The organism is Kitasatospora sp. NPDC057738, from assembly GCF_042798815.1.
Lineage (GTDB): Bacteria > Actinomycetota > Actinomycetes > Streptomycetales > Streptomycetaceae > Kitasatospora > Kitasatospora lactacystinica.
Window position 1 is genome coordinate 19,761 of record NZ_JBHVJT010000074.1, and the last position, 12,452, is coordinate 32,212.

The 12,452-nt window shown below is 75.1% G+C and carries 6 protein-coding genes; all 6 read right to left on the minus strand.

Annotated elements, in window-relative coordinates:
- Positions 1–263 (minus strand): alpha-hydroxy-acid oxidizing protein (locus ACFVGO_RS31445; RefSeq protein ID WP_380635410.1); only part of this gene is annotated, 263 nt, incomplete at its 3' end.
- Complete coding sequence (gene hppD / locus ACFVGO_RS31450; protein ID WP_359909560.1) at positions 260–1,357, minus strand: 4-hydroxyphenylpyruvate dioxygenase; 1,098 nt, start codon at positions 1,355–1,357, stop codon at positions 260–262. The genes hppD and ACFVGO_RS31445, both read right to left, overlap by 4 nt.
- A gap of 162 nt (positions 1,358–1,519) precedes the next feature.
- A complete protein-coding gene (locus ACFVGO_RS31455) occupies positions 1,520–2,779 on the minus strand; it encodes an MFS transporter (RefSeq protein ID WP_359909563.1) in 1,260 nt (419 codons plus the stop codon).
- 223 nt (positions 2,780–3,002) lie between these two features.
- Positions 3,003–4,034, minus strand: coding sequence for an aminotransferase class I/II-fold pyridoxal phosphate-dependent enzyme (locus ACFVGO_RS31460; protein WP_359909565.1), 1,032 nt, complete (start codon positions 4,032–4,034; stop codon positions 3,003–3,005).
- A complete protein-coding gene (locus tag ACFVGO_RS31465; protein ID WP_359909568.1) occupies positions 4,034–5,080 on the minus strand; it encodes a class I SAM-dependent methyltransferase in 1,047 nt (348 codons plus the stop codon). The genes ACFVGO_RS31460 and ACFVGO_RS31465 overlap by 1 nt, the downstream gene beginning before the upstream one ends.
- Before the next feature lie 104 nt (positions 5,081–5,184).
- A complete protein-coding gene (locus ACFVGO_RS31470) occupies positions 5,185–12,255 on the minus strand; it encodes an amino acid adenylation domain-containing protein (protein WP_380635414.1) in 7,071 nt (2,356 codons plus the stop codon).
- Between the last annotated feature and the right edge of the window lie 197 nt (positions 12,256–12,452).

Sequence of the window (12,452 nt, forward strand, 5' to 3'; positions counted from 1 at the left end):
GGAAGGGCCGCTTGGTTCCGCACGGGGGGGGTGGGGGGGCCCTGGGTGCTGACGTCGGTCAGCACCCGGGGCACCAGGCCCACCCGGTCGAAGGCGGCCCGGTTGGCGGCGAGGGTCAGTTCGCGTTCCGCGCCGCCCTCCAGCCACTCCCAGACCTCGGGCGCGAGCGCGGCCCGGGCCCGGTCGGCGTACTCCGCGACGGACAGCACCGGGCGCCCGGCGGCCGGGCCGGCCGGTGGAACGCTTCGGACGGACGCGCTCATCCGGCCACTTCGCCGGCGTTGCGCTGCAGCTCCACGGCCTCGTAGAGGGCGCGGATGTTGTTGCTGCCGAAGTTGCGGGCCCGGATGCGCTCGATCACCTCGAAGAAGTAGGTGTTCCGCGGGTGCTGGGAGCGGGTGAAGATCTGGAACAGCTGGCCGTCGTGGTCCTGGTCGACCAGCAGGTTCAGCTCGCGCAGCTGCTCGAAGGAGTGCCGCAGCGGCGTCAGGCGGTCGGGCAGCGCGTCGTAGTAGGTCTGCGGGGTGCGCAGGAACGGCACGCCGCGCTCGGCCATGGTGGCGACGGAGTGCACCGCGTCCTCGGCGGCGAAGGCGACGTGCTGGACCCCGGCGCCGCCGTGGCCGGCCAGGAAGGAGGCGATCTGGCCGCCCGCGTCCGCGGTGAGCGGCTCGATCAGGGTGAGGGTGACGCTGCGGTCGGCGCTCTGCACGACGGCCGAGTCCATGCCGAGCGTGCCGACCTCGACCCGCTCCTCGAAGATCGTCCGGAAGCCGAAGACCTCGCGGTAGCGGTGCTCGGTCTTGCGCAGCTCGCCGAACGGGATCAGGACCGCGAAGTGGTCGACGGAGCGCAGGCCGACCTCGCCCTCGCCGGTGAGCGCGGCCGGGTCCGGCAGGCCGGGGATGCGGCCGGCGGGGACCTCGGGGCCGCGCTCGACCAGGGTGTGCACCACGTCGCCGAAGGCGTCGACCACCGCGGTGACGCAGCCGTCCGCGGCCTGCGGCTCGCGCAGGGCGACGGCGCCGCGGGCGGTCAGCGTGCGGAACGCGTCGGTGGCGTCCGGCACCCGCAGGCCGAGGGCGCCCACGCCGTCGCCGTGGCGCTCCAGGTAGCCGGTGGCGGGGTGGCCGGCGGCCAGCGGCTGGGTGATCAGCAGCCGGATGCCGGACTGGCCGACCAGCGCGGACAGGCAGCGCTCGGCGCCGTCGCCGCGCTCGGTCGGCGGGACGAGCAGCTCGAAACCGTACTCCGTGGTCAGCTTGGCGGTCTCGGCGCCCAGGTCGGCCACGTAGAACTCGACGTGGTCCAGCTCGACGGGGATCGGGGTGACGGCGGGCGAGGAACGGTCGGTCATCTGAGGAGCTCTCTCGTGAGGAGGAACGGGAGGGTGCTGAGGGGCGATCGGACGTGCTCGGCGGTGCGGGTGCGAGCGGCGGTGGTGCGGGTGTTCGGGTGGTGCGGACGTTCACGTGGTGCGGAGTCCGGGCGGGCGGGCCGGTGGGCCGGCCGGGGCCGGTCAGGTGGGCTGGAGGTCCTTGGCGTCCTCCGGCTCGGCCGGGCCGTCGCCCTCGGACGCGTCCTCGGGCTCCGGCGGCTCCGTCGGGGCCTCCGGCTTGCCGATCAGGTGGGCGGCCGCGAGCAGCGCGCCGACCACCATCACGCCCAGCACCACCCGGAAGTCCAGGGCGGCCACCAGACCGGAGCCGACGCCCACGGCCAGCGCCTGCGGCGCGGTGAGCGAGAGGTTGACGGCCGCCTGGGCGCGCCCCATCAGCTGCGGCGGGGTGGACGCCTGGGCGGCGGTGGCGAGCCCGACCAGGGCGGCCGGGATGCCCGCGCCCGCGATCACCAGGCCGGCCGACACCACGTACAGCGACGGGGCCAGCAGCAGGACGATGCCGAGGCCGAACACCGCCGATCCCGCCATGACCGTCCGGCGCGGTCCGAGCCGGCCGATCAGCAGGCCGCCGACCACCGAGCCGACCAGCGCGCCGACCGCCTCGGTGGTCTCCAGGACGCCGAGGAACTGCGGCGAGCGGTGCAGCCCGTGCTGGGTCAGCGCGAACAGCACCGGCTGGAGCAGGCTCAGCACGAAGCCGGCGCCGGCGGTGGCCACCACCAGCGGCCGCAGTCCGACCGAGCCGCGCAGGTGGACGAAGCCCGCCAGCACCTCGGTGCGCCAACGCAGGCCCGAGGGCTCCGGCTTGACCTCCGCCACCCGCAGGGTGAGGAAGCTCAGTGCCGCCAGCAGCAGCACGACGAGGTCGGCCACGGCCACCACGTGCCCGCCGAACCAGCCGTAGAGCCCGGAGCCGAGCAGCGGCGCCACCAGCGTGGTGCCGGCCCGGGCGCTCTGGGTCAGTCCGGCCGCCGCGCCGAAGTCCTGGCGCTCCGTCAGGATGCTGCGCAGCAGCGCGCTCTGCGCCGGGGCCAGGACGGCCCCGGCCAGACCGCAGACCGTGGCGGTGCAGTAGATGATCCAGACCGTGTCCCGGCCGTCGACCAGCAGCAGCGGCAGCAGTGACACCGCCACCGCCAGGTTGACCCCGACCAGCAGCGGCTTGCGCCGGACCCGGTCGGCGAGCAGGCCGCCGAGCGGCAGCAGCAGCAGGGGCGCGGAGAAGCAGAACAGCACCAGACCGGCGGCGGAGTTGCTGCCGGTCAGCACCTTGGCCCAGATGCCGAGGGCGATGGAGAGGGCGCTGTCACCGAGGACGGACAGGGTCTGCCCGGCGAGGTAGCGCCGGAACTCCGGGCGGGCCAACAGCGGGTGCATGGCGGTTCCTTCGCTGCGCCGACGGCGCTTCGGGGTGTGCGGGGGTGCGCGGGGGTGTGCGGTGGAACGGGGTGGTGCGGGGGCTGTGCGGTGGTGCGGTGGAACAGGGCCGTGCGGTGGAACAGGGCCGTGCGGTGGTGCGCCGGTGCCGGGGCGCCCGCCGGCGCCCCGGGTGCCCGGGGTGCGCCCTGACGCACGCGGGGTGCTCAGGGCGCCGGGTGGTTCAGGGTGCGACGGGGTGGGCCGGGGCGAGCGGTGCGACGGCGGCGAAACCCTCGATCACCGCGTCGTTGGCGTCCTTCTCGCCGATGGCGACCCGGATGCCCCGGCCGGGGTAGTACCGGACGGCGACGCCCAGGCGCTCCAGCTCCGCGCGCAGCGGGAGCTGGTCGCCGGGGGCGTCGACCCACAGGAAGTTGGTGACGCTGGGTGCCACCGTCCAGCCGAGCCGCAGCAGTTCGGCCTCGGTGCGCTCCCGCTCCGCGGCGATCTCGGCGATCCGGCGCGCCATCTCGTCCTCGGCGGCGACGGCCGCGAGCAGGCCCGCCTCCTGGAGCCGGTTCACCGCGTACGGCACCTGGTGGTCCCGCACCCGCCGGGCCACCGACTCCTCCGCCAGCGCGTAGCCGATCCGCAGCGCGGCGATGCCGTGGGACTTGGACAGGGTGCGCAGCACCACCAGGTTCGGCCACTCGGCGATCCGGGCCGGCACCTCCGGGGCCTGCCAGTCCCGGGCGAAGTCGACGTAGGCCTCGTCGAGCAGGATCAGCGCGGTGGACGGCACCCGACGGAAGAACTCCGTCAGCTCGGCCCAGGAGTAGACCGTGCCGGTCGGGTTGTGCGGGTTGCACAGCACGACGATCCGGGTGCGCTCGTCCATCCGCTCGGCCATCGCCGCCAGGTCGTGCCGGGCGTCGGGGCCGAGCGGGACCGGCCGGGCCTCGGCCCGGGCGATCTCGCAGAACAGCGGGTACGCGTCGAAGCAGGGATCCGAGTGCACCACGTTGTCGCCGGGCTCGACCACCGTGTGGAAGAGGTCCAGCGCCACGCCCGCCGAGCCGTGGCCGACCACGACCTGGCCGGCCGGGACGCCCTGCCAGTCGGCGACGATCCCGGCGATCCGCTCCGGCCGGAAGTCCGGGTAGCGGTGCAGGTCGGCACTGGCCTCGGCCAGCGCGGCCAGCACCGACGGCAGCGGCGGGTACGGGTGCTCGTTCTGTGCCAGCAGGTGTCTGGCGGTCGACGGGGCGGCCATCAGTCGGCCTGGAGGACGTAGAGCCAGGAGTGCGGGGTGGCCAGCGCCTCGACGCGGTCGATCCGCAGGCCGGCGTCGGTGAAGAGGGTCTCGTAGGTGGCCTTGGTGTGCAGCGGGACGCCCATCATCGCGTGCGCCAGCTCGAAGCCGACCGAGAAGACCGGCTGGGCGCCGTCGGAGGTGCCCGGGTCGCGCAGCATGGTGTCGCCGAGGACGAAGGTGCGGGCCTTCGGGAAGGCCTCCCGCATCCGGGTGAAGATCGAGGAGCGGGTGGCCGGGTCGGCCAGCAGGTCGTGCAGCAGGAAGAAGCTGATCACGGTGTCGACCTCGGCCACCTCGGCGGCCTCGGCGTCGTTGTCGATCTGGGTGCCGAGCAGGCCCAGGACGTCCGCGCGGACGGCGGTGACCCGGTCCTGCATGCCGGCCTCGATGATGTCGCGGCGGGCGATGTCGGTGGCCGGGCGGCTGATGTCGATGCCCAGGCCCCGGGTGCCCTCGCGCTGCGAGACCACGCGGCGCACCCGGGCGGAGGTGCCGGAGCCCAGGTCGGCGATGGTGCGGAAGTCGATGCCGCTGAGCACGTCGGTCAGCTGCGCGGCGAACAGCGACTGGTCGCACTGGGCGGAGCCGAGGGCGACCATCGCCTCGTCGCGGAAGACGTCCTGGTCGTAGCGGTGGGTGCCGGCGCTCAGGTGGCCGGCGCGGCCGAACACGTCGTGGTAGCCGCCGACGGCCCAGGTGAAGTAGCCGCGCGCGGCGGCGATCTCCAGGCCCGCCTCGGTGGGCAGGTAGGCGTCGCCGTCGGCCTTGAGGTAGCCGTAGTCGGCGGCGGCGCGCAGCACGGCCTCGGTGCGGGCGGTGTCGCCGGCCCGGGCGGTGGCCTCGGCGGCCGAGAGCGGCTCGCCGCGCCCGATCGTCTCCAGCAGGCCGATCCGGTCCAGCGCGAAGATCACGTTGGCGGCGATGAAGCCGTTGTAGGCGTCGGTCGAGGTGATCGGCGACGGGGTGATGCCACGCCAGGTGTCGGGGATGGCCGCAGTGGTCATGGTGGTGTCCGTTTCTCCGTGGGCGGGCCGGGTGCGGCCCGCGTGGTGTGCGCAGGTCGGTCGCCTGCGGTCGGTAGGGGTGTCGAGTCGGTGGTGCGGGCGGGTCAGGGAGTCAGGTGGGCGGCGAGCACCGGGCCGATGACGGCGAGCGCTTCGGAGCCCGTCATCGCGCCGTGGGTGCTCGGCACCTCGTGGACGTCGAGCCGACCGCCCAGGTGCGGGCGCCAGCTCTCCGGGTCGGGGGCGTCGGCCGGCCGGTCCTTGGCGGCGGTGAAGAACACCGCGTCGCCGTCGTAGCCGGGCAGCGGGAGTTCGTGGGACAGCTCGGCGTTGGACTGGAAGACCGAGACCACCCGGGCCACCCCGGCGCCGCTGAGGCCGGCGAGCGGGCCCTCGTCGCCCCGGACGAGCGCGGCGTAGCCGTCCTCGTCCGCGGGCCAGGCGGTGATCTCCCCGGCCGGGTGGCCGAGCGAGTCGAGGATCACCGCGAGCTGCGCCGGGTCGTCCCGCCACTGCTCGGGCCCCGGCTCGCCGGTGCCCGGGTAGGCGTCCAGCAGGGCCAGCAGCCGGACCTCCTCGCCCTGTTCGCGCAGCAGCGCGGCGATCGCGTGGGCGACGGCCCCGCCGAAGGACCAGCCGAGCAGGGCGTACGGGCCCTCGGGGCGCACGGAGCGGATCTGCGCCAGGTAGGTGCGGGCCAGCTCCTCGACCGAGGCCGGGTGCGCGGTCGGGTCGGCCAGGCCGGGGGCCTGGAGTCCGTAGATCGGCTGCTCGGCGTCGAGGTGGCGCAGCAGGCCGGTGTAGACCCAGCTGATGCCGGCGGCCGGGTGGACGCAGAACAGCGGCGGGCGCGAGCCGCGGGTGCGGATCGGCAGCAGGACGGGGAAGCTCTCGGCGGCCGGGCCCTGGGCGAGCCGCTCGGCCAGCCGGGCGACGGTCGGTGCCTCGAACAGTGTGCGGACGCCGATCTCCTCGCCCTCGCCGACCAGTTCGCGCAGGCCCGCGACCAGCCGGCTGGCCAGCAGCGAGTGCCCGCCCAGCTCGAAGAAGTTGTCGTCCACGCCGACCTTCTCCAGCCCGAGCAGATCGGCGAACAGGCCGCAGAGCAGTTCCTCCCGGGGCGTCGCGGGCGCCCGCCCGGAGCCGAGCCAGGCGGTGTCGGGGGCCGGCAGGGCCTTGCGGTCGACCTTGCCGTTGGCGGTCAGCGGCAGGGCGTCCAGGGCGACGATCGCCGAGGGCACCATGTAGTCCGGCAGGGTCGCGCCGACGTGGGCCCGCAGGGCGGCCTGGTCGACCGCGTGCCCGGGGCGGGCGACGGCGTAGCCGACCAGCCGGCGGTCGCCCGGGCGGTCCTCCCGGACCAGCACGAACGCCTGGGCGAGGGAGGGGTGCCGGGCGAGCACGGCCTCGATCTCGCCGGGCTCGATCCGGAAGCCGCGGATCTTGACCTGGTGGTCGGTGCGGCCCAGGTACTCCAGGGTGCCGTCGGCCTGGCGGCGGACCAGGTCGCCCGAGCGGTACATCCGGCTGCCGGGGGTGCCGTACGGGTCGGCGACGAAGCGCTCGGCGCTCTGGCCCGGCCGGTTGAGGTAGCCGCGGGCCAGGCCGGCGCCCGCGATGTACAGCTCGCCCTCGACCCCGGCCGGGACGGGCTGGAGTGCCGCGTCCAGGACGTAGAGCCGGGTGTCCGGCACGGGCCGGCCCATCGGCGGGGCGGTCCGGCCGCTGAGCGGGCTGCTCATGCTGGCGCAGACGGTCGACTCGGTCGGGCCGTAGGCGTTGACCATCCGCAGCCGGGCCGACCAGTGCTCGACCAGGTCGGGCGGGCAGGCCTCGCCGGCGACCACCAGGGTTCCGCCCCGCGGCAGCGCGTCCGGGGCCAGCACGGCGAGCGCGGTCGGCGGCAGGGTCAGGTGGGTGACGCCCTGTTCGGCGATCAGGTCGGTCAGCGAGGGGCCGGGCAGCAGTTGGTCGGCGTCGCCGAGGACGGCCCGGGCGCCGGTGAGCAGGGCCATGCCCAGCTCCCAGACGGCCGCGTCGAAGGACGGCGAGGCGAACAGCAGCACCCGGCTGTCGGGGGTGACGGCCAGGCCCCGGCGCTGGCCCTCCACCATGGCGGCGAGGCCGGTGTGGGTGACCACCACGCCCTTGGGGCGGCCGGTGGAGCCCGAGGTGTAGATGACGTACGCGGCCGAGTGCGGGGTGATCGCGGTGCCGGTGAGGTCGTGCGCCGGGTGGCCGGAGGCGTCCAGGTCCTCGATCAGCAGCCGCGGGACGGTGCTGTCGGCGAGCAGGCCGTCGGCCAGCGCCTTGCTGGTGAGGACCAGCGCGGGCCGGGCGTCGTCCAGCATGTAGGCGATCCGGTCGGCCGGGTAGCGCGGGTCCAGCGGCTGGAAGACCGCGCCGGCCTTGAGCACGGCGAGCTGGGCGACGATCAGCTCGATCGAGCGTTCCAGGGCGATCGCGACGAACCGCTCGGGGCCCGCGCCGTGCTCGATCAGCAGCCGGGCGAAGCGGTTGGCGCGCTCGTTGAGTTCGCCGTACGTGACCTGCTCGGTGCCGAAGGAGAGCGCGACGGCGTCCGGGCGGGCGGCGGCCCGCGCCTCGAAGAGCGCCGGGAAGGTGCCGGGCGGGAGGTCCTCCCGGGTGTCGTTCCAGCCGGTGAGCAGCTGCTCGCGCTCCTCGGGCGCCAGCACCTCGACCCGGCCCACGGACTGCTCCGGGTCGGCCAGCACCGCGCGCAGGACGCGCTCGAAGCGGGCGGCCGTCGCCTCGGCGGTGGACCGGTCGAACAGGTCGACGGCGTACTCCAGCGTCAGGCCCAGCCCGGCGGGCGCGCCGTCCGCGTCGAAGCTCTCGCTGAAGGCGAAGGTCAGGTCGAACTTGGCGAGGTCGGAGTCCAGTTGCTCGACCCGGCCGGGCAGGCCGCCGAGGCTGATCCCCCCGGCCTCGCCGCCGGAGGTCAGCATCACCTGGCACAGCGGGTGGCGGGCGGTCGAGCGCACCGGGTTGAGCAGCTCGACCAGCCGCTCGAAGGGCACGTCCTGGTGCTCGAAGGCGTCCAGGGTGGCGACCCGGACGCGCTCCACCAGTTCCCGGAAGCTCGGGTCGCCGGAGGTGTCGGTGCGCAGCACCAGGGTGTTGACGAAGAACCCGACCAGGTCCTCCAGCGCCTCGTCGGTGCGCCCGGCCACCACGGTGCCGATCGGCAGGTCGGTGCCCGCGCCGATCCGGCTGAGGGTGGTGGCCAGCGCGGCCTGCATCACCATGAACACGCTGGCCCGGCTCCGCTGCGCCAACTCGGCCAGGGAGGCGTGCAGTGCGGCGTCCGTCCGGAGTTCCACCGCGGCGCCCCGGCGGCTGGGGGCAGCGGGGCGGTGGCGGTCGAAGGGGAGCGTCAACTCCTCCGGGAGGTCGGCCAACGTGCTCTGCCAGTAGGCGAGTTGCTCGGTCAGCAGGGCGCTGGGCCGCTCGTCGGTGCCGAGCAGCTCGTGCTGCCACAGGGTGTAGTCGGCGTACTGGACCGCGAGCGGCCGCCAGTCGGGGGCGGTGCCGGCGAGGCGGGCCCCGTACGCCTCGGCGAGGTCGCGCAGCAGCGGGACCACGGACCAGCCGTCGGTGGCGATGTGGTGCATCAGCACCAGCAGGACGTGCTCCTCGCCGGGCAGCGAGAGCAGGGTGGCGCGCACCGGCAGGTCGCGGGCGAGGTCGAAGACCTGCGACCCGGCCTCGGCCAGCGCCCGCGCGAGCTCCTCCTCGCCGTCCACCGGCACGGTGTGCAGGGGGAGTTCGGGGGCGTCCAGGAGCAGCTGGTGCGGCTGCCCGTCGGTGGTCGGGTAGACGGTGCGCAGCACCTCGTGGCGGTCGAGCACGTCCGCCAGGGCCGTGCGGAGCGCGTCGGCGTCGACCGGGCCGGTCAGCCGGACCGCGCACGGGGTGTTGTAGAGCGCGCTCGGGCCCTCGAACTGGTCGATGAACCAGAGGCGTCGCTGCGCCGGGGAGAGCGGGACGCGCTCGGGCCGCTCGACCGGCCGCAGGGCCGGACGGGCGGCGCCCGGGGCGGGCAGGACGGCGGCCAGCGCGGCCACGCTGGGGGCGTCGAACAGGGCCCGGACGGGCAGTTCGGCGCCGAGCGCGGTACGGACGCGGCTGACCAGCTTGGTGGCGAGCAGCGAGTGGCCGCCCAGGTCGAAGAAGCTGTCGTCGATCCCGATCCGGTCCAACCCGAGGACGTCGGTGAACAGTTCGCACAGCGCCCGCTCGGTGTCGGTGCGCGGGGCGCGGCCCTCGCCGGTCCCGGTCCAGTCGGGGGCGGGCAGCGCGCGGCGGTCGACCTTGCCGTTGGCGGTCACCGGGAGGGCGTCGAGGACGACCACGGCGGCCGGGAGCATGTAGCTGGGCAGGCTGTCGGCGACGGCGGCGCGCAGCTCGGCGGGATCGCCCTCGCCGGTGGCGTACACCACCAGGCGCTTGTCGCCCGGCTGGTCCTCGCGGACCACGGCGAAGGCCTGGCCGACGGCCGGGAGGGCGGTGAACGCGCCCTCCACCTCGCCGAGTTCGATCCGGAAGCCGCGGATCTTCACCTGGTCGTCGGCCCGGCCGAGGAACTCCAGGACGCCGTCGGCGGTCCAGCGGACCAGGTCGCCGGTGCGGTACATCCGGCTGCCGGGCTCGCCGAACGGGCAGGCCGTGAAGCGCTCGGAGGTCAGGCCGGGGCGGCCGACGTAGCCGCGGGCCAGGCCGGCCCCGGCGAGGTACAGCTCGCCGGCCACGCCGGCCGGCACCGGCCGCAGCGCGGTGTCCAGCACGTACGGCCGGGTGTTGTTCAGCGGGCGACCGATCGGGACCACGGCGGGGACGGGCCCGCCCGGGCTCATGGTGAAGGTGGTCTTGATGGCGGTGGTCTCGGTGGGCGCGTACACCGCGACCACGTCGGTGTCCGGGCAGGCCCGGTGGAGCCGGCGCACGGACTCCGGCGGGACGACGTCGCCGCCGGTCCACACCTGCCGGACGTTGCGGAAGGCGGCCGGGTTCTCGTCGGCCATCAGCCGCAGCAGGCCGGACGGGGCCTGGACCAGGGTCACCTCGTGGGTGGTGATGGTCTCGGCGAGGCGGCGGATGTCCAGCTCGCCGGGGTCGGCGAGGACGATCGCCCCGCCGGTGACCAGCGGCGCCCAGATCTCGGTGGTGGAGGCGTCGAAGGCGGTGGGCGAGTGCAGCAGCACGCGCTCGTGGTGCCCGGCCCGGAAGTGCGGGTTGCCCAGCAGGTCGACCACGTTGCGGTGGGTGACGGCGACGCCCTTGGGCACCCCGGTCGAGCCCGAGGTGTACATCACGTAGACCAGCTGGCCGGGCAGGACCGGCACGGTCGGGTTGCCCGCCGCGGGGGCCTCGGCGAGCAGCGCCGCGGTGACCTCGACGGTGGCGAAGCCCTCGGTGGCGAGCACCGGGTGGCCCTGGTGGGCGGGGTCGACGAGGAGCAGGCCGGTACGGGTGTCGGCGAGGATGTGCTGGAGGCGGTCCAGCGGGTAGCGGTCGTCCAGCGGGACGTAGGTGCCGCCGGCCTTGGCGATGGCGAGGACGGCGGTGAGCAGTCCGGCGGAGCGCTCCATCAGGACCGCGACCGGCTGTTCGGTGGTCAGGCCGCGCTCCAGCAGCAGGGCGGCGAGCCGGTTGGCGCGGTCGTTCAGCTCGGTGTAGTCGAGCCGCTCGGTGTCGGAGACCAGGGCGAGGGCGTCGGGGGTGGCGGCGGCCCGGGCCTCGAACAGCCGGGGCAGGCTCCGCTCGTCGACCGGCGCGGCCGGCCCGTTCCAGCCGGTGAGCAGCTGCTCGCGCTCGGCCGGGTCGAGGATCTCGATGCCGCCGATCGGCGCGTCCGGGGCGGCCGCGGCGGCGCGCAGCACGCGCACCAGCCGTTCGGCGAGGGAGACGGCGGTGGAGTGGTCGAAGAGGTCGGCGGCGTAGTCGACGGCGGCGCGCACGCCCAGGCAGGTGCCGTCGGGGGCGAGCCGCTCGACGAAGTTGAAGTTGAGGTCGAACTGGGCCTGCGCCTCGCCGACCTCGACCGGGGTGCCCGTCGCGGCGCCGAAGGCGAGGTCGTCGGCCCGCTCCGCGTTCAGGGTGACGACGGTCTGGAAGAGCGGGTGGCGGGCGGGGGTGCGGGTGGGGTTGAGGTGTTCGACCAGGCGCTCGAAGGGGATGTCCTGGTGGTCGTAGGCGTCGAGGTTGGCGCGCCGGACCCGGTCGAGCAGCTCGTGGAAGCTCGGGTCGCCGGAGGTGTCGGTGCGCAGCAGCAGGGTGTTGACGAAGAAGCCGACCAGGTCGTCGAGGGCCTCGTCGGTGCGGCCGGCGACGGGGGTGCCGAGCGGCAGGTCGGTGCCGGCGCCGAGACGGGTGTAGAGGGTGGCGACCGCGGCCTGCAGTGCCATGAACAGGCTGGCGTGCCGACCCGAGGCCAACTCGGTGAGCGCGCCGTGCAGTTCGGCGTCGAGCTCGAAGTCGGCGGCGCCGCCGCGGCGGCTCGGCCGGCCCGGGCGCGGACGGTCGTACGGGAGTGCCAGCTCCTCCGGCAGGCCGGACAACTCCTGCTGCCAGTGGGCGAGTTGAAGGGAGACGACGCTCTCCGGATCGTCCTCCTCGCCGAGCAGCTCGCGCTGCCAGAGGGTGTAGTCGGCGTACTGCACCGGCAGCGGCTCCCACTGCGGCCCGGTGCCGGCCAGGCGGGCCCGGTACGCCTCGGCGAGGTCGCGGAAGAGCGGGCCGACCGACCAGCCGTCGCTGGCGATGTGGTGCGTCAGCAGCAGCAGGACGTGCTCGTCCGGCGCGGGCAGGGCGTACAGCCAGGCCCGGACCGGCAGGTCGGCCGCGAGGTCGAAGACCTGCCCGGCGGCCTCGTGCATCAGCGCGTGCAGCTCGGCCTCGTCGGCGACCGGCACCCGGTGCAGCGGCGGGCGCCCCTCGGCGAGGATGTGCTGGTGGGGCTGGCCGTCGGTGGTGGGGAAGACGGTGCGCAGCACCTCGTGCCGGTCCACCACGTCGCCGAGCGCCCCTTCGAGGGCGGCGGCGTCGAGCCCGCCGGTCAACCGGAGGGCGAACGGAGTGTTGTAGAGGGCGCTCGGTCCCTCGAACTGTTCGATGAACCAGAGCCGCTGCTGGGCGAACGACAACGGGATCAAGGTCTGCCTCCGACTGGCGACGTACGGCTGTTGTGGCTGGTGGGGCTGCTCCGTCCGGTGGGGCGGAGCGGTCGTGCGGCCGGGGCGGGTCCCCCCCACCCTTTTGGCCCCCCCCCCCCCCCCCCCCCACCCCCCCTCCCCAGCACCCCCCCCCCCCCCCAACCCCCCCACCCCCCCCTCCCTCCCCCCCACCCCCC